This is a genomic window from Lysinibacillus sp. FSL R7-0073 (assembly GCF_038009065.1).
Lineage (GTDB): Bacteria > Bacillota > Bacilli > Bacillales_A > Planococcaceae > Lysinibacillus > Lysinibacillus fusiformis.
Window position 1 is genome coordinate 4,250,248 of record NZ_JBBPAS010000001.1, and the last position, 25,599, is coordinate 4,275,846.

The window sequence follows — 25,599 nt, forward strand, 5'->3', positions numbered from 1 at the left end:
TCATCGAGTGCTAATACAATTATTATGATAATCAATCACACTTTTTTTTGCAAGTCAGAACTTCGAAAAATTTTGTTTTCTTTCCATATTCATCTACAATAGAAAGGAAGCCTATGAATGGAAAGGATTTTGACTGTGACTAATTCTCCAAAAGTAACAAAACATAAAAAAACAGCTCTATATGTTTTACTGATTTATATCCTCATGCAAATCTCGAGCAGATGGTTGCTCTTACCGTTTCACAAGCTCGTTATGAAGATGACTGGCCTAGCTTCTGAGCAAGCAGCACCGATTACTCAAGGATGGTATATTGCACTTAGCTTTGCCGTGGCGCTCATTTTAAGTTTAATCTTAACATCCCGTGATAAAGCCTTTTGGAACGTTTATCAAGGGAAAAAAGAAACGATACCACTCACAATTGTTTGGGGAATTCTTGGTTTCTTCCTTGTATTTTTTGGTCAAATGATTGGAGCAGCTATTGAAACGGCAGTTTTTGGTATAGAAGGAGGTTCCCAAAATACCGCTGATATTGTCGCTATAGCTAAAGGAGCTCCTATTGCCATATTAGCGATCGTTGTATTTGGTCCCATTTTAGAAGAGTTCGTCTTCCGTAGAGTTATATTTGGATCACTTGTCCAAACAACAAACTTCTGGGTGGCGGCAATAGTAAGTGCTATATTCTTTGCGATTATCCACTTCGACTTCTCTCATATTTTACTTTATACAATTTGTGGTTTAATCTTCGCCTTTTTATATCACAAAACAAAACGTATTTGGACTTCAATTATTGCACACGTCATGCTGAATGGATTTGTGACACTTGTACAATTCTATGCAGAACCATTGCAAAAGTTTCTTCAAGAACTAGAAAAAATGCAATAATTTTTTGTAAAGCTCTATAAAGTTGTCAAAAATACAAAAGCTCGGTGCCTTTATGTAGGCAACGAGCTTTATCTATTACGGTTTATTTAATTCTTCTATTTGTCGTCGTTGCTGCTCAAGTGCCTCTTCAATCTGGCGCTTTTGCTCAGCTTCCTGCTCTTCTTTTAATCGAATCTCCTCTGATTTCAAATATTTCCTGTAACCAACTCGAGATATCATAATACTAATTTCATACAGGATAAATAGTGGCACTGATACCATTAAATGAGACGCCAATTCAGGCGGTGCAATGAGAGCCGCACATACAAATAGACCAAAGTATGAATATTTACGAATACGGATTAGTAGATCTGGACTCAATATTCCTATCCGTGAAAAGAACAATACTACAATTGGTAATTGGAATAGAAAACCGAATGGTATTGTAAGTTTAAATAAAAATGTAAAATACTCATGTATTCCAATTGTTTGCTTAATATCTAAATCATTTGATAAATTCATCATGAATTTGATGACATACGGGAATAATAAAAAGTATGAAAAAGATAACCCTGCGATAAACAATAAAAATGAATACGGTATATAGCTTAAGGTTGCTCTTCGCTCTACTTCCCTTAATCCTGGACTAATAAACGACCATAATTGATACATTAATACTGGCGATGAAAGAATAAATGCAATTAAAAAAACAACTTGAATATAAATTGCTAGTGGTGTTACTACGTCAAATGCATGGAGCTCAATATTATATTTTGCTCCTGTGGTTTGAAGGTATTTAACAAGTGGCTTTGCGACAAAAAAGGCGCCGGCCATAGCGAGAACAAAGAAAACGGCAACAATGAACAGCCGTTTTCTTAATTCTTCTATATGCTCAATGACAGTTAGATCTTTTGGATTCATTCCTCAACATCCTAACTTACTTATCTAGTTCTTTCTTTTTCTTGTCATCATCATCTTCGTCGGCTAAACCTTTAGTAGCATTTTTGAATTCACGTAGTGTTGAACCAAATGCTTTACCAAGCTCTGGTAACTTTTTAGGACCAAAAATTAGTAACGCGACAACTCCGATAATAATGAGGCTCATAGGACCAATACCGCCCATTACAGCCACCTCCTCTTATATCCATCATTTTAACGCATATTTCGCCATTTTGCTAACTAATTATATGTGAAAGTTTTTCGTCACTCTTACTGATTTTACTTTGTTTTAATGAAAATTACTATTTGACAGAAACAGTGAACTCCACTATAAAATATGTAAAATTTTCACACTTCCTGATTCCGAATTAAATAAATAAGCGCTTGCAATTCTACCGATAAATCAATGGTTAATAGCTGCATGCTATCTGGGACCGTTAAGCGCTCGGGCGTAAAGTTTAAAATCCCCTTTGCATTCATAGCCGCTAAACGATCTGCCATTTTTTGCGCAGAGCGTGGTGATACTGTCAATATAGCTAGCTCTGCCCCGTATTCTGCATACTTTTCTTCCAGCAAATCAGGATGAAAAACAGGAATGTTACTAATCATTTTGCCATCCTTCGGAGCTTTCGAATCAAATGCTACAACAATATGAGTGTTGTGGTTTTTTTGAAAATTATATTTTAATAATGCACTGCCTAAATTCCCCACGCCAATTAACGCTACTTTTGTTGTTTCATGTTGATCAAGCGTCTGGCTAAAAAATTGTAATAGATGCTGTACATCGTAGCCATAGCCTTTCTTTCCAAGAGCACCAAAATAAGAAAAGTCACGGCGAATGGTTGCAGAATCTATTTTCATCGCTTCACTCAGTTCCTTCGACGAAATACGTTCCATACCTTCTTGTGCAAAGTTTTGAATAAATCGATAGTAAAGAGGAAGTCTTTTTGTAGTGGCTTGTGGAATTTTTAATTCTTGTTTCAAACTTTCTCCTCCTTATGATGAAACTCAATCAATTTTACTGTACTAATTTTAATACATTTATCCTTAACTATATACAACATTTTGCAATCCACTAGCGTATTTCTCTTTAGTTAATGGCGCTTTGTACGCAGCTAACTAAAAAGAAATCGTTTCAATCTTACATGACTGCTTGGAATAAGTAAAGCACCGACATTGCATGCAAATCGTTCATCCATTACACTAAGGTAGAATTGAGGTGTCAAGAATGATTGTTTTACAGGTCAATCAACTAACTAAATCCTTTCTTGCAGATGAAATTTTAAGTGGTGTGAAATTAGAAGTTCAACACCGTGATCGCGTTGCCTTAGTAGGGCGTAACGGTGCAGGTAAATCTACTTTATTAAAAATAATCGCTGGTCAAATGTCCTATGACTCAGGGGATATCATTATTCCAAAGGGCATCCAGGTTGGCTATTTAGAGCAACATGCCGGATTAAATTCTACGTTAACTATTTGGGATGAAATGATGACCATTTTCGAACCCCTTTTAGCTCAAGAACAAACGCTCCGCTCGCTCGAACAGCAAATGGCAGATCCTACCGTTTATGAAAATCCTACTCTGTATGCGAAAGTTATGTCGGAATACGATCAACTACAGCATACTTTTAAGGATGCTGGCGGCTATCAATATGAATCGGACATACGCTCAGTGCTTCATGGAATGCAATTCTATCCGGAAGACTATGGTAAACCTATTAGCTCACTATCTGGTGGACAACGAACACGTTTAGCACTAGCTAAGCTTTTACTGAGTAAACCAGACCTATTAATTCTCGATGAGCCTACGAACCATTTAGATATTGAAACATTATCTTGGTTAGAATCTTATTTAAAGAGCTATGAGGGCGCTATTTTAATTGTTTCCCATGACCGCTACTTCTTAGACCAAGTTGTTTCCATTGTCTATGAAGTTTCACGCCATCGTGTCACAAAATATACAGGTAACTACAGTGCTTATTTAGATGAGAAAGCTAAAAACTATGAACGTGATGTCAAACTTTTTGAGCGTCAACAAGACGAAAAGACCAAGCTAGAGGATTTTATCCAAAAGAATATTGCACGTGCCTCTACAACAAAAATGGCACAAAGTCGACGGAAGATGCTTGAACGAACAGAGTGGATGGAATCGCCGGATGGTGATGAGAAATCCGCTAGTTTTGGTTTTACGATTGAACGTCAAAGTGGAAATGATGTCTTATCCGTTGATGATTTAACAATAGGCTATAACGATCAGCGCATATCAAGTGGTATTAAGCTACGTACTTTTCGCGAGGATCGAATCGCTCTTGTTGGACCAAACGGGGTTGGTAAATCGACATTATTAAAAACAATTGTAAAAGATTTAACACCTTTAGCAGGTGATATCCGTTATGGTACGAATGTACAAATTGGCTATTATGATCAAGAGCAAGCTAAACTTTCGAGCAATAAAAGTGTCTTAAAAGAGCTATGGGATGAATGGCCGCTTATGAATGAAAAAGATATTCGCACCGTTTTGGGACGTTTCCTATTTAGTGGAGAAGATGTGGATAAAACCGTCTCTTCTTTATCAGGCGGCGAGAAAGCACGACTGGCACTTTCCAAATTAATGATGCAAAAGGCCAATTTTTTAATTCTCGATGAGCCTACAAACCATCTAGATTTAGATAGTAAAGAGGTGCTGGAAAATGCTTTGATCGATTATCCGGGAACGCTTCTATTCGTCTCCCATGACCGATACTTCATTAATCGTATCGCTACAAAAGTAGTGGAGTTGTCTGGAACTGGGTCGTTTGAATATTTAGGGGACTATGATTATTATGTAGAAAAAAAACAGGAGCTGTTGGAGCTAGCACAAATGAAAAGTTCCTCCCAACCGCAACTACAGCAGGACCTACCTGATAAGATCTCTACCTCCAAAATTGATAAAGAGGCAAAAAAACGCGAACGGCAAATAAGACGTACTATCGAAGAATTAGAAGGCAGGATGCAAGAAACGACTGCCTCCATTGATAGATTAGAGGAAGCTCTCTGTGACCCTGCAATTTTTACAGATCATGAAAAAATTGCCCTACTGCAAGACGAATTGGCTACCGAAAAGGAACAGCATGAGCTTTTAGAATTAGAATGGCTAGAGTTAAATGATGAATTAGAAAATATAAATATGTAATTTTATATAAGCCGTGTGCATTGTCACATGGCTTTTTCTTTACTCCCCTTCATTTTTCATATATATTGGTCAAGTGCTATTTTTCGACAAAAAATGCCCACAGTTTTATTCACACCATAAATATAGTAATACCAACATATCAACAGAGTTTTCCACACTGTCCACAATTAAAAATTATTTTATCCACATCATCCCGTGTAAAACGTGCTACTATATATTGAATAATCACAAGTTATGCACAAGTTATCAACATATTGTGCATAAGTACGCGTGTTCGGTATTTAGTTCGCTCTATTACCTGTGGATAATTTTCTGAAAAATTTGTCAATTAAAGTATTTCACTTTATAATTCTCTTCGCTACTTTTATTTTTTATCAACAAATTTTCGACAATAAAAAAGAGATATCTTTAATAAGATACCTCCTTCGTTTACCACTACACCCAGGATTTTAACTCCATGCCTGGACGACCGTTCATCATTAATTTTCCTCGGACACCCGCTTCATACATTGGCATCGCTACTGCTCCAATCATTGCTGCATTATCTGTACACAATTTGAGTGGTGGTACAAAAAACGGAATCCCTTCCTCAGTGAACACTGCCTCTAATGAAGCACGTAAGCCTTTATTGGCTGCTACACCACCAGCTGCAATGACCTGCTTCACCTGATATTCGCGAGCGGCACGCAATGTTTTAGTTGTTAGTACTTCGACAACACTTTCCTGAAAGCCCTTTGCTACGGCTGCTGGTGAAATAGCTTCGCCACGTTGATCCATATTATGTTTATAATTGATGACCGCTGATTTTAGGCCACTAAAGCTAAAATCATAGGATCCTTCCTCTAACCAAACTCTTGGAAAAGGAACAGCCTCTTCCCCCTCATGAGCAAGCTGATCAATGCGTGGGCCACCTGGATAAGGTAAATTTAAAACTCGTGCCACTTTATCATATGCCTCACCGGCTGCATCATCTCTTGTTTCACCGATAACCTCAAAGGAGCCATGTTCCTTCATATAAACAAGCTCCGTATGCCCACCTGATACAACAAGTGCCAACAACGGAAACTCCATTGGCTGGACTAGAGCATTGGCATAAATATGACCTGCAATATGATGAACACCGATAATCGGTAAATTGTTGGCAAATGCAAACGCCTTAGCCGCGTTTATGCCAATTAGCAGCGCACCGACTAAACCTGGCCCCTCCGTAACTGCAACAGCATCCAAATCGGCTGGCTTTATATTCGCTTGTGCTAATGCTTCCTCAATAACCACTGTAATTTGTTCAACATGATGACGTGAAGCGATTTCAGGAACTACTCCACCAAATCGCTTGTGGCTTTCTATTTGTGAAGCAACAACATTCGAAACAATTTCATGACCATTTCGAATAATTGCTGCAGCTGTTTCATCACAGCTCGATTCTATTGCTAATATCAATCCATTATTCATTATAAATTCACCCACATGACAAGGGCATCCTCCCCGTTATCAGTATAATAGCCTTTCCTTATACCACCATCTTGGAAATGAAGCTTGCGATAGAGATTTTGTGCAACCGCATTTGTTACACGTACCTCAAGCGTCATGACCTCCATTCCATTAATACGCGCTATATGCATCGCCTCACGCATTAATCCTTCACCTATCCCTCTGCCACGCGCCTGCTCAATCACAGCTACATTTGTTATTTGAGCTGCATCTATGACCATCCACATGCCACAAAAACCAATAATACTACCATCTTCATCTATAGCCAGCACATAATGCGCATACTGATTTTCATGCACTTCGTAGTAAAAGGAATCTAACGTCCATGGTACTGGAAATGAAGCCAATTCAATTTCATAAACTGCTGGCACATCGTCAGAAACCATTTTTCGATAAGTTACATTCCTACTCATATTCCTTCTCCTTCTGTTCTTTCAGCCAGTTCGCCTCAGCCTCGGCTATCCGTTTATATTGTGGAACGAAGTGATGGGTAGCTTCGACACTCGGTAACTCCATTTTCGTCGCTATATGAATGACTTCCGTTGCGCGTGGCAAATCAATACTAAATGGTGTACGTACTGCATGATCACCAAGCATTTGCACAATAGTCTCCCAAAATATATCAACATCTGTTCCTACAAATAGAATAGGTTGCTCTAATGCCTTTAAACGCACTAATAAATCATCAATATGTGCATGATGATCCTCCATAAGTGCCTCTAATGTCACTCCTTGATAAACTGCCGTATAGACATTGCCTCTTCTAGCATCAAAAATTGGACAAATCAACCCGTTATAAAGGGCAGCGTTGGCAGCCAATGTTTTTAAACTAGATACGCCCACTAAAGGTTTCTGCAATGTCCATGCTAATGTTTTTGCTAATGTCACACCTATACGGACACCAGTATAAGAACCTGGTCCTTCGGATACTGCAATCGCATCCAAGTCATTTGGTTTTACATCTATTCGTGCCAGGATTTCTTCAATCGCTGGCATCGCACCTGCAGAATGCGTTAATTTTATATTTTGTACCATCTCGGCGACTACTTTGCCGTCCTTTACAACTGCAATGGAAAGTGGTGTATTTGCTGTTTCTATTCCTAACCAAATCATTTCATTAGCTCCTCACATAGTGCCTCATAGCGTTCTCCACGAGGTATTAACACAAAGCGTCGTTCATTTTCTCCGATTCGGTAAATCTCTATCGCTAGGCGATCCTGTGGCAAATCCTGTTCAATTAATTGCGCCCATTCAACCACTGATACCGCATCTCCATAAAACAGCTCGTCCCAACCAAGGTCTTCATCACTTTCTGCTAACCTATATACATCTAAATGATTAAACGGTAATCTTCCTTCATACTGCTTAATAATCGTAAATGTTGGACTGTTGACTGTTCGTTTGACCCCAAGCCCCTTTGCCAAGGCTTTCGTAAATGTCGTCTTGCCCGCGCCTAGATCACCTTCTAATGTAATCGTATCTTGAGCTTCTAGCTTTTTCGCAAGTTTGCTGGCAAAACGTTCTGTATCATCAACTGAATTCATGATTATTTCATACATATTCTTTTTTCCTCTCATCACTACATTACCTCTAGTTTACCTAAACTAGTGGAAATGTTCAAAGCATCCAATACCATTATAATTTCTTTGATTGTGCTCGTTAAAAAGCTCTTTTAATAACAGCAGTTAGGTGACACGATATAAACAAAAACACGATTTCTTATGAAGACGTGTCAGACTGTACAATGAAATAAAGTAAAGCCGCTGATTTCCACTACGGGCGGACGCTTTCCAGTGAAGGTGATAAGAAGGACAAAAACCATCGAGAATGAATTTCCCGATGGCTTTTGTCTACATGTTGAGATACCTTCTTTTACAAAAACATTTCATAATTATCGATTGGAATGGCCTTTTACAGCTATAATCTCTTTAGCAATTAATTTGTCATCCTTAAATTTCACTATATAAGCCTGAGTCAACAAAGTTTCATCATTCCAACGGTATTCATTATTTTTCACCTTTTTACCTGCGCCGCCTGCTGTCTCTACTACCTCAATATATGACATATCATTTTTTAATTTCTCAAATTCTACTTCGTTCATATTTTTTTGCCAGTGATACGTATTTGCTTCTTCAATCTCTATAATAGGATCTCCACAGCCTACCATCATGATCATGGAACCAATAAGCAAAGGTAAATAAAAATGTTTTAAGAAATGGTCTTTGCTCATGTAAACACCTCCGTAGCCAATCCAATTACTTCTAATTTTTACCCGTAGATTTAATTTTAGAAACATATCTCATTTTACCTTATAAGATCGCCATCATTTATCGGCAATTTTTACTATCTTTAGATAATGTTAAATATATACAATTCATTAGCTTCATTTCAATAATACAATTGAATTCATTGGGATTTGGCATTTTTCTAGTGACAGTAGCGGGGCCATTTAGGGCAATGGATGTTATTTTGTTAAAATCAATAGGAGGTAGGTCATAAAGCCTTCACCAAATGTAAAGCTTTTCACCTCTATGTTTCTACCCTGTGAACTGGGTCTTCATAAAGTGACATTTTCACAATTGAAATAAATTTTATGGTTGACGGATAAGCAGCAAGAAAAATATTATTAAATGCAAAAAAGCTCTTATGACTGTAACAGTACATAAGAGCGAACATATCAAATTTAAATGGCGGTCCCGACCGGGATCGAACCGGCGATCTCCTGCGTGACAGGCAGGCATGTTAACCGCTACACCACGGGACCTCTTTAAGACATTTATAAATATATCATATAAGAAAAAGGTATGCAATATATATTTTCATATTTTTTCTTCTCCTATTTTTCTAACAATTGGCATCAATCTTGCAAATAAATTAATAGTTTCAACACACTATTTAGTAGGAGGTTGGTGCCATGGTTCGGTACATATTTACACGAATTGGATATATGATCCTTACGCTTTTTATTATTATCCTGCTGTCATTTTTATTAATGAAGGCTTTGCCAGGTTCACCATTTAATGATGAACGCCTTCCAGAGACGCAAAAAGAGCTACTTTACAAAAAATATGGATTAGACAAGCCGGTTCCTGTGCAATTTGGTATTTATTTAACGAATCTTGTACAAGGAGATTTAGGTGTTTCTTTTGTCTTTGATAATCGACCAGTGACTAAGATTATTCAAGAACGTATTGGTGCATCGGCTATTTTAGGTTTTCAAGCCATTCTAGTAGGTACAATTATTGGACTTTTTTTAGGCATTATAGCTGCTCTAAGACACAACACTATTATTGACTATGGCGCTACAATACTAGCCGTACTAGGCATATCAATTCCATCCTTTGTTTTTGCAGGTTTTTTACAGTATTGGGTTGGCGTTAAATTGGGCTGGTTACCCATTGCCTTTTGGAATGGCTTTGAGTACTCCATTTTACCAACAATTGCTTTAGCAGTTGGAGTAATTGCTACAATTGCTCGTTTCACCCGCATTGAAATGCTAGAAGTCCTTAGTCAGGAATACATTTTAACCTCAAAAGCAAAAGGATTATCAAAGCCTATTATCATTACAAAGCATGGTATTCGAAATGCCATGATCCCAATCGTCACTATTATTGGTCCGTTAACCGTTAACACTATTACTGGTTCACTTGTTATTGAAAAGATATTCAGTATACCAGGTTTAGGTGAGCAATTTGTTAATTCAATTATTACGAATGATTATCAGCTCATTATGGGTACGACTATTTTTTATGCGGTGTTATTTGTAACCGTCATTTTAATCATCGATATTTTATATGGATTGATTGACCCCCGAATTCGTGTGGCAGGAGGCGATGAGGCATGACCCTAAAACTGACAGATGGTACAACTAAGAGTCCTCCAAAGGAGCTATTTGAATATGCACCGCAATCTAATATTACGGATGATTTCACCTATCGTCCTGAGCAATCATTTTGGCAGGATGCATGGCGTGGCTTGCGAAAAAATAAAGCAGCTATTGTTGGGTTATGTACTATTATCGTTGTTCTATTACTTGCCGTCTTCGGGCCTTTTATGAATAGCCACGGCTATGACGAACAAAATATTGCGCGTACCAATTTGCCTCCAAAAATTCCTGTCCTTGAGAATATTCCTTTCTTAGGTTTGAATGGTGTCGATAGCCGAGGCATAGACCAATATAAAGCGAAAGGTATTGAAGAATATTTTTGGTTCGGTACAGATGAATTAGGGCGAGATCTTTGGACACGTGTATGGGAAGGAACAAGAATTTCTCTTTATATTGCTTTTTTAGCAGCAACCATCGATCTAATTATAGGAGTTGCTTATGGGGCTGTTTCAGCATTTTATGGTGGTCGAACAGATACTATCATGCAACGTATTATTGAAGTGTTAGTTGGTATCCCTGGACTAATTGTGAACATACTCCTGATTCTTATTTTAAAGCCAGGGATTATTTCAATTACGATTGCAATGGTGATCGTAGGATGGATTAGTATGGCTCGAATTGTTCGTGCACAAATACTGAAGTTGAAAACATATGAATATGTTCTTGCTTCACGAACACTTGGTGCTAGTAACCAGCGTCTCATATGGAAACATTTAATTCCCAATACGCTTGGGCCAATTATTGTTGCGACTACATTTACAATTCCAGGTGCTATTTTCACGGAGGCTTTATTAAGCTTTATTGGATTAGGGCTACAACCTCCAACAGCTTCTTTGGGGACAATTGTTAATGATTCATATAAATTACTAAGAATTTATCCACATGGCATGATTGTTTCATCTATTGTCATTAGTTTAATTATGATTAGTTTTAATTTACTCGGTGATGGACTACGTGATGCATTCGATCCAAAAACTCGTAAATAGGAAGGTGCTCTAAATGAAAAAAATAGTAGAGGTGAAAAATTTAAGTGTTTCCTTCAACACGTACAATGGTGAGGTACAAGCCGTACGCAATATATCATTTGATTTATTTGAAGGTGAAACCTTAGCCATTGTAGGCGAGTCTGGCTCTGGAAAATCAGTTACTTCGAAAAGCCTTCTTCGCCTCAATCCAACCGAATCAACAATGATAAAAAGCGGACATATTTTTTATAACGGACATGATATTTTATCTTCCAGTGAGCAAGAAATTCGAGCAATACGCGGAGCAGAAATAGCTATGATTTTTCAAGATCCAATGACTGCCTTAAACCCTACGATGACGATTGGTCACCAAATTGCAGAAAGTATAAAAAAACATACGACTTTACGTGGCCGACAAATAACTAACCGTGTTATAGAGTTATTGCAGCTTGTCGGTATTAAAGAAGCTGATAAACGATATAAACAGTACCCACACCAATTTTCTGGAGGTATGCGCCAGCGAATAGTCATTGCCATGGCTCTTGCTTGTGAGCCACGTATCATCATTGCTGATGAGCCTACCACAGCACTAGATGTTTCGATCCAAGCACAGATTTTAGAATTATTAAAAAATCTACAACAAAAAATGAATTTATCTATTATCTTTATTACCCACGATTTAGGCGTTGTCGCTAAAATGGCCGATCGTGTTGCCGTGATGTATGCTGGAAAAATCATTGAAATTGGCTTAGTTGATGAAATATTTTATCATTGTCAGCACCCTTATACACAAGGGCTACTCGCAGCCATGCCTAATCCAGATATTCATACAAACTCATTGTATGCCATTCCTGGAACGCCACCAAACCTGCTTCATCCCCCTACTGGTGACGCCTTTGCAGCTCGTAATAAACATGCCTTGAAAATTGACTTTATAGAGGAACCACCTATGTTTCAGGTCAGCGACACTCATTTCGCTGCCACTTGGTTATTGCATGAACACGCACCGAAAATAGTACCGATTCACCAACAGCTTGCTCAAGTACAGCAAGAGAAGCGTCAGGCACCAGCTATCTTTGATAAAGAACATCCCTATTTATCATTAAAAGAGGTTAAGCAGCACTTTTCTTTAAGTAAAAACACGGTTAATAAAGCGGTAGATGGCATTACTTTCGATATTTATAAAGGAGAAATTTTTGGTCTTGTAGGAGAATCCGGATGTGGTAAATCGACAACGGGACGTTCCATTATTGGACTCCATGCGATTACTAGTGGTGACATTCACGTTGATGGCCGTAATATCAATGACCATCAAACAAAAAAAGACAAGCTTGCCTTCAATAGCAAGGTGCAAATGATTTTTCAAGATCCCTATTCTTCTCTCAATCCACGTATGAAGATAATGGATATTATTGCAGAAGGATTGGCCATCCATGAAGTACCTAAAAGTGAATGGAAGTCAAAAATATATGAGCTATTAAACATAGTCGGATTAACAAAGGAGTATGCAAACCGTTATCCACACGAACTTAGTGGTGGCCAGCGTCAACGTATTGGTATTGCACGAGCTCTAGCTGTAGAGCCTGAACTCATCATTGCAGACGAGCCTATCTCTGCATTGGACGTTTCCATTCAGGCACAAATAGTGAATCTGCTAAAAAAGTTACAGCAAGAACGTGGGTTGACCTATCTTTTTATTGCACATGACTTGTCGATGGTGAAGTATATTAGTGATCGTATTGGTGTGATGTATCGAGGGAAAATCGTTGAGCTAGCGGACAGTCAAGAGCTCTATGATCACCCCTTACACCCTTATACAAAATCATTATTGTCGGCCATCCCATTACCAGATCCTAAGCTAGAGCGAGAACGCAAACGCATTATTTTTAATGAAGCTACCTATCAAGCTAACCGAAATATTGAAAGTGAAAGCTTTGTTGAGATACGGCCTGGTCACTTTGTTATGCTGACAGAGGAGGAGCTTGTCCAATACCGTTCAGCACAAGAAGGAGGTATATTACTTTGAAATTAAAGACCTTCCTCTTACTTGCTAGCTGTATAATCATAGTTTCCCTCAGCTATACCTGGCTCCTCCACCAACCAATCACTTTTTTAACGCTAATTAACAATATTTTCCTTGTTTCACTTACTTCTACAATTGTAGGTGCTTCATTGGTTGTTGTACAAGGTGGGCTTTTTAATGGTATCGCCTATAGTTTCAAACGTTTTTTTGCACGTGTTACTAAAAATGGTGTCTATGCCTTTGAATTAGATGGAGATTTAGAATATGTTTATGCTCCGACCTACACCTTCACTTATCCGCTCCTGTTGGTAGGTATACTTGGCTGCTCCGTGACAGCCATTTTATCTATAGTTTTCTATCTATAAATGAAAAATGCTGTCCTCTCGAGAAAAGAGGACAGCACTTTTTATTTTACAATTTCTACCCATTTATAGCTTATGTCAGCTGAGAATGGATGCTCATATAAGTTTTTCACATATGGTTTTGTCAAACGACTTAACCCTTTTTGGAATGTTGGAGCAAATGCTACATCTTCCATCATTAATTTTTCGGCTTGCTGCATATGTTCCCAACGCTCGGTAACATTAGAGGTAGTTTTTGCTTGTTTAATAAGTGCATCAACTTTTTCATTTTTATAGTTAGACTGATTATAATAAGCCGTTGACTCAAATAATTCAATATAAGTCATAGGGTCTTGATAGTCAGGGCCCCAGCCACCATAGTCTAAATCAAAATCAACAGCCCCTTCTAATGCAAGCTTTTGCTTATTTGGCTGCATATTAATTGTTAGCTCTAAGCCTTCTAAATTCGTCTCCAATTGGTTTTTAATAAATTCAGCGGCTTTTTTAGATTCTGCACGGTCATATGTTAAAAACTCCAGCTTTACTTGGTCTACACCAAGTTCCTTTAAGCCAGTAGCCCACGCTTCCTTCGCTAGCTCGATATTTGTTTTATTCATATCGCCATTGCCATCACGGAAATCATTCCCCTTGTCATCTGTTGATAATCCCTGAGGTACTAAATAGTAAGCAGGAATGGAACCATCCTGTAATATCACTTCAGCGAATCCTTGTTTGTCCCATGCCATATCAATGGCTTTACGAATGTTTAGATTAGATAAATATTTATTGTCATGATTCATACGAATAAAATACGTATTTGGCTTTAAAAACGTTGAATACTCTTGACTGTCTTTATATTGAGCAACATATTCACTAGATAACTCGGCAGTGTCTATTTCACCAGCTTCATAGAGATTGACAGCCGTTGCCGTATCTTTCACTATTTTCTGCGTGATTTTAGTAAGCTTTACAGTGTCCTTATCCCAATAACTTTCATTTTTGACGAACGTCCATCCTTGCCCATGTTGCCAAGACACCATCATGAAAGGACCATTATAGATCATATTATCCGCTTCTAGCGCATATTGATCACCTTGGGACTCTGTAAATTCTTTATTTAATGGGAAGAACGGTGCATACGTTGTTAAGCTAATAAAGTATGGGATCGGCGCATTTAGCTGCACTTCTAATGTTTCATCATTTAATGCTTTAATACCGATTTCCTCCACCTTCCCATAAAGGGGGTCTTCTTCTGTTTGCACATTGGCAGCATTTTTTATATCTAACATTAAGTATGAATAAATTGCTTGAGTTTCGGGATTTATAGCTCTTTTCCATGCATACTCAAAATCATGTGCTGTCACTGGAGTCCCATTACTCCACACAGCATCTTTACGTATTTTAAATGTATACACTGTACCATCCTCAGAAACTTCATGTGACTCTGCCATACCTGGAATTGGTGTATTTTCCGGACCTATACGATATAATCCCTCAAATACTGAGTTCATTGCCGTCACAGCAAGTGCATCTACACTCCCCAAAGAGCTCATCGTCGTTAAATCTCCTGTTGCCACTAAATGAAGTTCCTGTGCAGTAATATTGTCATCCCCATCAGAAGATGCATTATCTGTTTCATTACTATTTGTAGTATTTCCAGAAGTGGTTTTATCTTTGCCGTAACAACCGACCAATACAACGAGCACTAATGCTAACAATACGAAAAGCCATTTTGTTTTTTTAGCCATCCTCAAAACCCCTTTAATTTTATTGCACGAAAAGAAATCGCACTATAAAAATCTATGCAATTTCCATGCCGATTCTAATTTTTCAAAAATTGGCACAGATTTTGCATTATAATTTCATTAAAGGGGGAATGACAACATGTCAAAACTAGAACAATTACGAAATGCTCTACAAGCACAAGGTACAAGCGCAATGATTATTACAAATGCTCAAAACCGTCGTTATTTAACAGGATTTACAGGAAGTGCAGGAACGGTTGTAGTAACTAACACACGGGCACTTTTATTGGTGGACTTCCGCTATATACAGCAAGCAACAGAGCAAAGTAAAACATTTGAGGTTCATGAGATTGATCGCAGCCGTTTATATGAAACGATTCAAGAAATTTTAGAACAGGAATCCATTCAAACTGTTGGCTTTGAACAACATCACGTCACTTACTACACTTATCAATTAATAGCTAATAAATTAACAGCAACATTAAAGCCTTTATCTACTATTGTGGAAGATTTACGTATGATTAAGACACCAGAGGAAATTGAAATCATTAAGAAAGCAGCTTGGATTTCAGATGAAGCATTTAAGCATATTTTGACATTCATTAAACCTGGTGTTACAGAAATTGAAATTGCCAATGAGCTGGAATCCCATATGCGTAAAAATGGTGCTACTGGCGCTGCATTTGATATGATTGTTGCTTCTGGTCATCGTTCTGCTCTACCACATGGCGTGGCATCTTCGAAAATTATTGAACAAGGTGATATGCTTACACTTGATTTTGGCGCTTATTATGAAGGCTATCGTTCTGACATGACAAGAACTATTGCTGTCGGTGAGCCTCCTGAACAATTAAAAGAAATATATCAAATTGTTTATGACTCCTTGCAACATGCTCTTTCTAATATGAAGGCTGGTATAACAGGACAAAATGCAGATAGCTATACACGTGACTATATTACAGCTAAAGGCTATGGGGAAAATTACGGACATGGAGCAGGTCATGGCATCGGTCTAGATATTCACGAAAATATTTTCATGTCGACAGTTTGTGAAGACGTTTTAGAGGAGAATATGGTACTTACAGTTGAGCCAGGCATTTACGTCCCACAAGTTGGCGGTGTTCGTATAGAGGATGATGTCATCATTACAAAAGATGGTGTTGAAGTAATCACACACTCGCCAAAAGAACTCATTATTTTATAATTTCTTTACACTCACCCTATAAATGTTTACTTTTTTTTACACCTTTTAAAACCATTAAGTTCAACATTTTGAGCTTATTATTGAAAGCTAATGATTCATTTCGTTGCACATGTCAAAGTTTCTTGTCACTATATTTTTCTAAGTTAGTTAGATAGATTGATAGAGAATCGAGGTTTAAGTATGCAACTTTCTATTAAACACACACAAGAATTACAAATCGTTATGTCTACCCAACTTCGTCAGGCGATCGAGCTACTCCAATATTCAACTCAGGAGTTAGAACAATATATACGTGAACAAGAGCTCGTTAATCCGTTAATCGAACTAAGTGAACCTACACTTAAAGAGCATTTACAGATTCCAAAAACGAGTAGCAAACACTATAACCATTTGCATCTTTCTACAAAATGCGAAAAAAATATTCGAGATGAGCTGTTTCAGCAGGTCAGGTTAACATTTGATAATGAAAAGGACATTCAGCTCTTAAAACATATTATTTATCATTTAGATGACAATGGTTATTATGAGCAACCTATACGAACTTCTTATAATGACTCAGAAATAGAAAAGGGCATTCATTTGTTACAAACGATTGGTCCTTTAGGAATGGGTGCACGCAATTTAAAGGAATGTTTACTATTACAAACTATTTATTATCCTAACAGCCCTATTCATGCCGATACCATTATTTCTAATTATCTAGAAGAGCTCGCTCATAATAATTGGAAGAAAATATCAAAAGAGCTGGATATATCATTAAATGACTTACAAATGATTTATCTTTTTATACAATCATTACAACCAAAGCTAAGCTCATTATTTTATCAGGAATTGGTACATACGACGATACCAGATATTATTGTTGATATTGTTGACGGTGGAATTACCTTTTCGTTGAACGATTATTATTTACCAAAGATTAGTATTCACGCTGACTACTTTCCTTATATAAAAACTCATTCCTCAGAAAAGAGTTATTTTAAAAAACACTTAGCTGACTACCACTGGCTAGTGAACAGCATTGAACAACGTCGAAATACAATGATCAACATTATGAAGGCCCTTATTGAAAAGCAAAAAAGATTCTTTCTAGATGGCTTCGACGCCATGCAACCACTTACGTTGCGTGAAATTGCTGACCAAATAGATGTTCATGAATCAACGGTAAGTCGTATTACAACAAATAAGTATGTACAAACTGCTTTTGGCACATTTGAATTAAAGGAATTATTCAGCTCTAAATTGTCGACAGCCAATGGTCAGAGCGTGTCACAAATAAAGGTGAAGTCTTTACTGTCCGACTATATCAAATCAGAAAACAAGGCTAAGCCCTTCTCTGATCAAAAAATAGCTGAATATTTTAACTCTGCTTTAGGCATTGAAATATCTCGGCGTACCATAGCCAAATACCGCGAGGACATGAGTATCCCGTCCTCTGCACGGCGTAAAATAATACCCTTTCAATAACGAGAAAAGGAGCTACCTATTGAAGATAGCTCCTTTTATTTCTTTAATGCAAATTCACTTATTATTGCTTCATATTAACAAATACACTTTTCACCTCAGTGTAATTGGACAATCCATATTCACCGCCCATTTCACGACCAATACCTGACTGTTTGTAACCTCCAAATGGCATCGTTTCCCATTCTAACCCAAAATCATTAATCCATACTGTCCCTGCTTGTAGTTTACTAGCAATATAATGTGCCTTCTTTACATTTTCAGTCCAAATACTTGCAGCAAGTCCATATTTACTATTATTAGCTCGTGCAATTACTTCATCTACTGTTTCAAACGATAGAATGGACATAACAGGTCCGAAAATCTCTTCTTGGGCAATTGTCATCGTGTCCTGTACATCAGCAAAGATAGTTGGTTGGACAAAATATCCCTTTGGCAGTGCTCGATCACCACCAGCTACTAAGCGAGCGCCTTCCTCTTTTCCTTTTTCGATGAAATGAAGAACAGTGTTTAATTGCTTTTGTGACACTAATGGACCCATATCTGTTTCTGGGTCTAAACCGGGCCCTACCTTCAATGCTTTAGCCTTTTCAGCGAGTCGTTCAATAAATTGATTGTATAAACTACTATGCACAAATACCCGTGTACATGCGCTACAGTTTTGGCCATGATTGTACATCGTCCCAGCAAATGTTCCTTCTATCGCTTCCTCGACATCTGCATCTGGTAACACAATAGCAGGAGATTTTCCCCCAAGCTCTAATGTTATACTTTTCACATCATCAGCAGCTTTTTTCATCACGTGTATTCCTGTCTTTGTTGATCCAGTGAAGGCTACTTTTGCTACACCTTTATGAGTAACAACCGCTTCGCCCGCCTCTCCCGTACCTGGTACAATATTTACTACACCGTCTGGAAAACCAGCTTGTTTCATTAATTGCCCCACATATAATAATGACAATGGCGTTTCAGCCGCTGGTTTGATAACAACCGTACATCCGACTGCTAACGCTGAACCTAGCTTCCATGCCGCCATGGCAAGAGGAAAATTCCAAGGAATAATTTGACCTACAACTCCGACGGGCTCATGTACAATGTAATTTAAGTAATCCTTTGACACTTGTACAGTCTGGCCTGTAATTTTTGTTGCCCAGCCCGCATAATAACGGAAATGTTGAACTGTACCATCCACATCATCTGCAAGAGCAGTTTTATATGGTTTTCCATTGTCTAGTGATTCAAGCTGTGCTAGCTCTTCACGATGTTCTTCTAGTAAATCTGCCAATTTATAAATAATTCGTGAGCGTTCAGCTGCCTCCATCGTTGACCATTCACCATCAAATGCTTTTCGAGCAGCTTCTACTGCAAGATCAATATCTTCTGCCTGTGCTTCGCTTACTACCGCAATGACTTCTTCATTAGCAGGATTTAAAACATTCAATGTTTTACCTGATTGAGCTTGCACATATTCACCGTCGATATACAAGCCGATCGTGGACTGTAGAAATTCCTTTACTTGTGGTTTTAATGTCAACACTGCCTCCATCGTTCATCCCCCTTTACATTAATAATGTTCTATAGCCAGTACGTCTAAATTAGTCATAATTGCTTTAAGTTGGGCATCTTCTTCCTCTGTTAGTGGGAGTCGTGGTAGACGACAAGGCCCTCCTGCCCATCCTTTTAGTTCCATTGCACGTTTAGTAATTTGTACATATTTACCCGATCCCTCTAAAAATGCACATAAAGGTAATAAGCGATCGTAAATTGCCCAAGCTACCTCTAAGTTCCCCTCTTTTACTTGACTATATAATTTTGTCACAAGCTCTGGCACAATATTTCCAGATACAGAAATCCACCCAACAGCCCCAATTAAAAATGATTCGATAGCTAAATCCTCTGAGCCACAAAATACTTTTATATCATCTTGGCCTTGACGTACGATATCACGCGCTTTTCCAATACTGCCGCTTGATTCTTTAATATGTGTAATATTTGGAACATCTCTACCTACTTTTAAAATCGTTTCTAAGCCAATATCTACCCCCGAAGTAAACGGATTATTATAGATCATGATGGGAAAGTTTACAGATTCGGCTACTGATTTAAAATGAACATATATTTCATCATCTTTTGGGTGTGCGTAATAGGAATTAATTAATAATGCTGCATCTGCACCAGCCTGTTCTGCCTGCTGTGTATAGATGATTGCCTCTGAAGTTGTTTCAGCTGCTGTACCAACAATCAATGTAATTCGCCCTTTAATTTGATCTACAGCTACTTCTACTGCATTAAACCGTTCTTCTTTCGTTAAACTCACAAATTCACCTGTACTACCATTAATAGCAATACCTGTGACCCCAGCTTCAATAAAATGTTCAATATTTTGACGGAAACCATCCCAATCAATGTCTGTTTGATTTTTCATCGGCGTTACTAATACGGGAAATACGCCTTCTAGTTTTTTCATCTTTATTCCTCCTCTATCCTCTTTTATTACACAATGATAAATCCATGCTGCAAAGGATCTTCACGGTCCACTACAAATTGATGGATTCCTGTGATATAACCTGTTAATGCAATTTCGTAGCCAGCTTCATGCTTTTGTATAATTTCAATGCTGCTACCAAAAATACTGTCATTTTTTTTAACAGCTTCTTCCCCTAAAACCGCTATTAACGCCAGTGTACTATCTACACCAGGTGAACGTAATATATAGCCATCTCGTTCAAAGGTAACTGACCTGACAGAGCCATCTAATTGTTCATACATAATGATCCCATCTGCCGTACTATATTTCTCACTTTCTAGTAATCCCCACGTGCTGATTTCTGCTAATTCTTCTAAAATAATGGCTTTAATTTGCCGTGGTTTTTCAACCACCATGTAGCGTCGCTCATTATCAATAATGACTTGCTCACCTTCTAAATATGCTGGCTTCAATATTAAATGAACGGATAATACTACATCTCTCTTTTCAGAAAGTTTGGCATTAGCTTCATAGACACCTTTGACTGTTTCAATAGAGTAAGTATTATTTTTTGAAAGTTCTACTGTTCCTTGCTCAATCAATGCTGTCAATGTGGCTACAAGTGCCTCATACTTAAAACTTGTAGAAGCTGCATGCTGGAAAAATAATAATCGATAGGAAGCAATAGCGGATGGGAAAACAAGGCAGCCATTCATTCCACGATGTCCTCTAGGCTCATTCAAAAGCTGTTGCTTTGTATCTTCAAATTGTGTATTTAACTGATGATCCGCTTCCAAAATATCTTCATGCATAAGCATGATTGGGGATTGCACAATGATGCGAAAGGCTTCTCCCACTACTTGTGTATCTATCGTTTGAAAAGACTTATGAAAATTCATGTTTATCCTCCCTTAGTGATCCATTGGCGGAATCATCAAATAGCCCTCTTTTAGTGGGTCCTGATCATTGTAAAAGAATCGATGCATTCCCATAACCCATGCTGATCCTGTTACTTCTGGAATAACAGCTGTTAAACCACTTATAGTTACTTCTTCTAGTACACGTGCTTTAAACATCGTTCCCACAATACTTTCATAAACGAAGGACTCATTGATAGCGAGCTTATTTTTTGAGTAGAGTGTAGCGATTTTGGCAGACGTACCAGTGCCACAAGGAGAACGATCAATTCCTCCTGGCGGAACAACAACAGTGTTTTTTAAATCAGCAGATGGATTGACTGGATCTGTATAAAACTCAATATGTGTAAGCCCATGGATAAAGGAGAATTCAGGATGGACAATATCCTCCTCAGCATTCACAGCATTGCGGAGTCGAATAGCCGTGTTAATAATCTTCGTCGAATTGTCTACAGCTAAGTCTAGATTGATTTTTCTAGCATCAATAATGCCGTAAAAATTCCCTCCATAAGCTATTTCACATTCCACTACACCTAGTTCAGTATCATCGATTTCAATCGTTTTTAATAAAAAAGATGGTACGTTTTTAAAGGTCACTTCCTTCGCTACTCCATCCTCTACTTTAATTTGCACATCAATTAAACCTGCAGGTGTGTCCAATTTTATGTTTGTATATGGTATAGTGACCTCTATTAAATTTGCTTCAATAAGTGCTGTACAAACACCTATTGTGTCATGTCCACACATTGGTAAGTAACCACCTGTTTCTATATAAATCACCCCAATATCGGCTTCGGGATGGCAAGGATCTGTAATGATAACGCCTGACATTACGCTATGTCCTCGTGGTTCATTCATAAGAAATCTTCGAATCCAATCATAGTTCTCTTGCATAAATAACATTTTTTCTGACATAGTTTTGCCTTCAAGCTTGGGCATACCACTTATTAATGAACGTGTTGGATTTCCTCCCGTGTGGGTATCAATCGTCGTAAATAGTTTTTGAAAATTCATTTATGAAGGACTCCTTTCTGAAAACGACTAAGATGAACCGGTTCAGTAGGAATGCATGCATCTTTGTGCTGGAGTAATTCTTGGATAAGCTTCCCAGTAACTGCAGCTAAGCTAATGCCATCTCCTTCATGACCCGCTGCAATATAGAAGCCAGGTACTTCTTCTACTTCACAAATAATAGGTAAATGATCTTCTGTCCATGGTCTTAATCCTGCATATGTACGAATAATCGACATATCAGCAATTTTTGGATAGAAACGTACCGCCCGTCTAGCGATCATTTTTGCCACATCATGATTCACCTTCGTGTCAAATCCTACAAATTCACGACTACTTCCTATTAAAAAATTCTGTGCCTCTGTCGGTTCAAACACTAAGGCTACTCCATACTTTTCAATATCCGCATCCACCTTACGCTCTCCACCAAACTTTGAAATTAAATAACCAAATTCCATAACTTTTCTTAGCCCAACTGGTTGCTGACGTGATGCGACCAGTATATGACCTTTGCGAGGTTTAATGGGAATATCAACACCAAGCATTTGTCCAATATACGGCGCCCATATTCCGCAAGCATTAATGACTCTATTGGCGGTTATCCATCCGTCATTCGTTTCAAGCAAAAATGTATGATCTGGCTGTTTCTTAATATGTTTGACCTCTGTCTGTTTTTTTATCTTTGCCCCTAACTTCTCAGCTGAATGAAACATAGAAAATGTCAGCATGTATGGGTTCACTGTTGAATCAGTTTTACATTCCAATCCACCGTATAAGTCATCTGCGAAGTATTTTGATTCATTCCGCAAATCCTCACGATCTAACATCGTAAAATCTAACCCCGCCTTTTGTTGGCGATTAACCCATTGCTGAGCAGCCTCCATCTCTAGTTCACTTTCACAAACAAGGATGCTACCCGGATTTCGGTATTCAAAGCTCATATCTAACTCTCTATTTAGCTCATGAACCAATCTTTGACTGACTAAAGACATTTGACTGTCAAAGCCAGGATCTTTATCAATAGCTAAAATATTGCCATCACAGCGAGAAGAAGTCCCACTCGCAAGTTCATTTTTTTCAAGTATTGTGATATCTAGGCCGGCCTTTGTGCAATAATAAGCTATTGCTCCACCAATAATGCCACCACCAATAATTACGATATCGTGATGGGATTTCTTCATATCTCCCTCCTCCTCTCTATTCATGACTGTATGATGCAAAAAACATGCCAATCTATCAAACTGGAATTTGTTTGATAAACTAGGCACTATGTGTCAAAATTATTTATATTATTCAAAATAATTGGACAAATGAACAATAAGGGGGGACTTATCTTGCATCCATATCATTTAATAATGAATAAAATAGTAAAATGTAACTTTGCTATTACAACTACTGAAGACATTGTGTCCAAAATAAACGATGCTAGCAAACAGTTTTTTGTGATTGAAAATAATAAACCCTATGGAGCAGTTCGCGGTAAAAGAAAAAATGATGTTCACTATGTTGCCTGTCTTACCATCCAGTCAAATTGCCCGCTCAAAATTGCCATTGAATATATGAAGGACTACGAATTTTTACTAGTTTGTAATGAAGAGAAACAATATTTAGGATATTTATGGAGAGAGTCCTTAGCATACGATCTTGCCTATGAATTAGAATGTGGAAATGCTTATTTACAAACCATTTTAAATACAATTAATGAATCATGTACGGTCATTGATGCTGAACAAAATGTTGTTTATTGGACGAAAGGAGCCGAAAGTATTTTTTCAGTATCCGGAGAAAATATTATCGGTAAGCCAATCACCCATTTTTTCAAAGAAGATCAACTAGAAATTTTACATACATTACAGCATAGAAAATCTGTCTATCAACAACAGCATTTCCCACGGGAAGATCTCGTCGTTATGATTAACTCTAATCCTGTTATGCTGCACGATAAGACAATTGGGGCAGTCGTTGCTGAAACAAACATTACCCATGTCAAAAAATTAAACGAAGAGCTTCATATTACATCTGAGAAATTATTAAATTTAGAGAAACAGATGAATACTAATGGTTTAGCCTTTGACCCATTCACCCTAATTCGTGGTAATAGTCCAAAGCTTAAAGAAGTATTAGAAAAAGTAAAAAAGGTCGCAGAAACCGAGGCTAATATTTTAATTTACGGAGAGAGTGGCGTTGGTAAAGAACTGTTTGCACGTGCAGTTCATGCTATTCGAGAAAAGTCTGAGGCACCCTTTGTTGCTATCAATTGTGGTGCCATTCCAAGCGGTCTGTTTGAAAGTGAGATTTTTGGCTATGAAAAAGGAGCTTTTTCTGGTGCCCATCAAAAGGGAAAAAAAGGTAAAGTAGAGCTTGCACGTGGAGGTACTTTATTTTTAGATGAAATCGGTGAGATGCCGCTAGAAATGCAAGTCAAGATTTTAAGATTGCTACAGGAAAAAACTTTTTACACAGTTGGCGGTACAAAGGAAATGGACGTCGAATTTAATCTAGTAGCAGCAACTAATAGAGATTTGAAGCAATTAGTGGCAGAAGGCAAATTTAGAGAAGATTTATATTATCGACTGAATGTGGTGAATTTCACAGTCCCTCCTCTTAGAGAACGGGCATCAGATATATTAGAAATTAGCAATTACTTCTTATATGAAAAGTCGATTAAATATAATCGACCTATTCAAGGAATCCCAACTGAAATAGCAAATGTACTTTTAAAATACCACTGGCCAGGCAATGTGCGTGAATTATCTAATGTTATTGAGCGACTCGTTGTTTTTTCTGATGAGGGGGCCATTCATATGGAAGACCTCCCTACTGATATTTTAGCGATAATGCCAAAAGATGAAGCATTGGACGTTAAGAGGGAGTTTCCTCAAGGGACAGAGCTTCACAATCAGCTTGAACATTATGAACGAGAAATAATATTAGATCAGCTTGCTAAAGTAAATGGTAATAAAAAAACATGCGCTAAAATTTTAGGTATTACTCGTGCCACTTTATACAACCGATTAAAAAAATTAAACATAGATGTCTAATTTTTTTAAATACATGTCAATATTTATATACACATATTTCACATCAACCTAGATTTTCATTTCGTAGCTATT

Annotated in this window: 23 protein-coding genes and 1 tRNA gene; 9 read left to right on the forward strand and 15 right to left on the reverse strand. The window is 37.7% G+C overall.

What is annotated here, in order from left to right; translation table 11 throughout:
- The first annotated feature begins 117 nt into the window (after positions 1-117).
- Complete coding sequence (locus MKY88_RS21325) at positions 118-882, forward strand: CPBP family intramembrane glutamic endopeptidase (protein ID WP_069482797.1); 765 nt, start codon at positions 118-120, stop codon at positions 880-882.
- A 75-nt stretch (positions 883-957) separates the two neighbouring features.
- Here MKY88_RS21325 and tatC read toward each other — a convergent pair whose 3' ends face one another.
- The 3 genes from tatC to MKY88_RS21340 all read right to left on the reverse strand — a co-directional run bounded on the left by tatC (position 958) and on the right by MKY88_RS21340 (position 2,784).
- On the reverse strand, positions 958-1,782 hold the full coding sequence (tatC, locus tag MKY88_RS21330) for a twin-arginine translocase subunit TatC (protein WP_069482798.1): 825 nt from the start codon (positions 1,780-1,782) through the stop codon (positions 958-960).
- A gap of 16 nt (positions 1,783-1,798) precedes the next feature.
- Positions 1,799-1,984 (reverse strand): twin-arginine translocase TatA/TatE family subunit, encoded by a 186-nt coding sequence (locus MKY88_RS21335; protein WP_008176991.1) that lies wholly within the window; start codon positions 1,982-1,984, stop codon positions 1,799-1,801.
- 164 nt (positions 1,985-2,148) lie between these two features.
- On the reverse strand, positions 2,149-2,784 hold the full coding sequence (locus MKY88_RS21340) for a redox-sensing transcriptional repressor Rex (protein WP_012291935.1): 636 nt from the start codon (positions 2,782-2,784) through the stop codon (positions 2,149-2,151).
- 244 nt (positions 2,785-3,028) lie between these two features.
- Between MKY88_RS21340 and MKY88_RS21345 the strand changes: the two genes are divergently transcribed.
- Entirely contained in the window at positions 3,029-4,972 is a 1,944-nt protein-coding gene (locus MKY88_RS21345; protein ID WP_328204538.1) for an ABC-F family ATP-binding cassette domain-containing protein, read from the forward strand.
- A gap of 435 nt (positions 4,973-5,407) precedes the next feature.
- Here MKY88_RS21345 and tsaD read toward each other — a convergent pair whose 3' ends face one another.
- The 6 genes from tsaD to MKY88_RS21375 all read right to left on the reverse strand — a co-directional run bounded on the left by tsaD (position 5,408) and on the right by MKY88_RS21375 (position 9,227).
- Positions 5,408-6,424: a tRNA (adenosine(37)-N6)-threonylcarbamoyltransferase complex transferase subunit TsaD gene (gene tsaD / locus MKY88_RS21350; protein ID WP_328204540.1), complete on the reverse strand. Its 1,017-nt coding sequence runs from the start codon at positions 6,422-6,424 to the stop codon at positions 5,408-5,410.
- A complete protein-coding gene (gene rimI / locus MKY88_RS21355) occupies positions 6,424-6,876 on the reverse strand; it encodes a ribosomal protein S18-alanine N-acetyltransferase (protein WP_069482800.1) in 453 nt (150 codons plus the stop codon). Before rimI ends, tsaD begins: the two co-directional genes overlap by 1 nt.
- Positions 6,869-7,576, reverse strand: a complete 708-nt coding sequence (gene tsaB, locus MKY88_RS21360) for a tRNA (adenosine(37)-N6)-threonylcarbamoyltransferase complex dimerization subunit type 1 TsaB (RefSeq protein WP_340814660.1) — start codon at positions 7,574-7,576, stop codon at positions 6,869-6,871. Before tsaB ends, rimI begins: the two co-directional genes overlap by 8 nt.
- A complete protein-coding gene (gene tsaE / locus MKY88_RS21365; protein ID WP_193833208.1) occupies positions 7,573-8,022 on the reverse strand; it encodes a tRNA (adenosine(37)-N6)-threonylcarbamoyltransferase complex ATPase subunit type 1 TsaE in 450 nt (149 codons plus the stop codon). Before tsaE ends, tsaB begins: the two co-directional genes overlap by 4 nt.
- A 332-nt stretch (positions 8,023-8,354) precedes the next feature.
- On the reverse strand, positions 8,355-8,693 hold the full coding sequence (locus MKY88_RS21370) for a hypothetical protein (protein WP_025117515.1): 339 nt from the start codon (positions 8,691-8,693) through the stop codon (positions 8,355-8,357).
- 458 nt (positions 8,694-9,151) lie between these two features.
- Positions 9,152-9,227 (reverse strand) — tRNA-Asp (locus MKY88_RS21375).
- Positions 9,228-9,377: 150 nt separating this feature from the next.
- Here MKY88_RS21375 and opp3b point away from each other — a divergent pair.
- The 4 genes from opp3b to MKY88_RS21395 are packed head-to-tail and all read left to right on the forward strand — an operon-like array spanning position 9,378 to position 13,702.
- Positions 9,378-10,307 (forward strand): oligopeptide ABC transporter permease, encoded by a 930-nt coding sequence (opp3b, locus tag MKY88_RS21380; protein ID WP_193833209.1) that lies wholly within the window; start codon positions 9,378-9,380, stop codon positions 10,305-10,307.
- Entirely contained in the window at positions 10,304-11,335 is a 1,032-nt protein-coding gene (opp3C, locus tag MKY88_RS21385) for an oligopeptide ABC transporter permease (RefSeq protein ID WP_328205374.1), read from the forward strand. The genes opp3b and opp3C overlap by 4 nt, the downstream gene beginning before the upstream one ends.
- A 13-nt stretch (positions 11,336-11,348) precedes the next feature.
- The gene (locus MKY88_RS21390; protein WP_340814661.1) at positions 11,349-13,340 is read left to right on the forward strand and encodes an ABC transporter ATP-binding protein; all 1,992 of its coding nucleotides are present in this window, start codon (positions 11,349-11,351) and stop codon (positions 13,338-13,340) included.
- A complete protein-coding gene (locus MKY88_RS21395) occupies positions 13,337-13,702 on the forward strand; it encodes a DUF3899 domain-containing protein (protein WP_254664333.1) in 366 nt (121 codons plus the stop codon). Before MKY88_RS21390 ends, MKY88_RS21395 begins: the two co-directional genes overlap by 4 nt.
- A gap of 41 nt (positions 13,703-13,743) precedes the next feature.
- Here the strand turns inward: MKY88_RS21395 and MKY88_RS21400 are convergent, their stop codons facing one another.
- Positions 13,744-15,426, reverse strand: coding sequence for a peptide ABC transporter substrate-binding protein (locus MKY88_RS21400; protein ID WP_340814662.1), 1,683 nt, complete (start codon positions 15,424-15,426; stop codon positions 13,744-13,746).
- Between the two features lie 136 nt (positions 15,427-15,562).
- Here MKY88_RS21400 and MKY88_RS21405 point away from each other — a divergent pair, with 136 nt between their 5' ends.
- The gene (locus MKY88_RS21405; protein ID WP_340814664.1) at positions 15,563-16,627 is read left to right on the forward strand and encodes a M24 family metallopeptidase; all 1,065 of its coding nucleotides are present in this window, start codon (positions 15,563-15,565) and stop codon (positions 16,625-16,627) included.
- A gap of 180 nt (positions 16,628-16,807) precedes the next feature.
- A complete protein-coding gene (rpoN, locus tag MKY88_RS21410; protein ID WP_340814665.1) occupies positions 16,808-18,094 on the forward strand; it encodes an RNA polymerase factor sigma-54 in 1,287 nt (428 codons plus the stop codon).
- Positions 18,095-18,155: 61 nt separating this feature from the next.
- Here rpoN and MKY88_RS21415 read toward each other — a convergent pair whose 3' ends face one another.
- From MKY88_RS21415 to MKY88_RS21435, 5 genes are read right to left on the reverse strand one after another with little or no spacing between them, the layout of a single operon-like run.
- A complete protein-coding gene (locus tag MKY88_RS21415; RefSeq protein ID WP_328205369.1) occupies positions 18,156-19,637 on the reverse strand; it encodes an aldehyde dehydrogenase family protein in 1,482 nt (493 codons plus the stop codon).
- An 18-nt stretch (positions 19,638-19,655) separates the two neighbouring features.
- Positions 19,656-20,558 carry a 4-hydroxy-tetrahydrodipicolinate synthase gene (gene dapA / locus MKY88_RS21420; protein ID WP_340814668.1) on the reverse strand — a complete coding sequence of 301 codons (903 nt, stop codon included), beginning with the start codon at positions 20,556-20,558 and terminating at the stop codon, positions 19,656-19,658.
- A gap of 26 nt (positions 20,559-20,584) precedes the next feature.
- A complete protein-coding gene (locus MKY88_RS21425; protein WP_340814669.1) occupies positions 20,585-21,457 on the reverse strand; it encodes a proline racemase family protein in 873 nt (290 codons plus the stop codon).
- Between the two features lie 12 nt (positions 21,458-21,469).
- Entirely contained in the window at positions 21,470-22,489 is a 1,020-nt protein-coding gene (locus MKY88_RS21430) for a proline racemase family protein (protein WP_328205364.1), read from the reverse strand.
- A complete protein-coding gene (locus MKY88_RS21435) occupies positions 22,486-23,667 on the reverse strand; it encodes an NAD(P)/FAD-dependent oxidoreductase (RefSeq protein WP_328205362.1) in 1,182 nt (393 codons plus the stop codon). The genes MKY88_RS21430 and MKY88_RS21435 overlap by 4 nt, the downstream gene beginning before the upstream one ends.
- Before the next feature lie 174 nt (positions 23,668-23,841).
- Between MKY88_RS21435 and MKY88_RS21440 the strand changes: the two genes are divergently transcribed.
- On the forward strand, positions 23,842-25,527 hold the full coding sequence (locus MKY88_RS21440) for a sigma-54 interaction domain-containing protein (RefSeq protein ID WP_445669187.1): 1,686 nt from the start codon (positions 23,842-23,844) through the stop codon (positions 25,525-25,527).
- Positions 25,528-25,599: the final 72 nt, after the last annotated feature.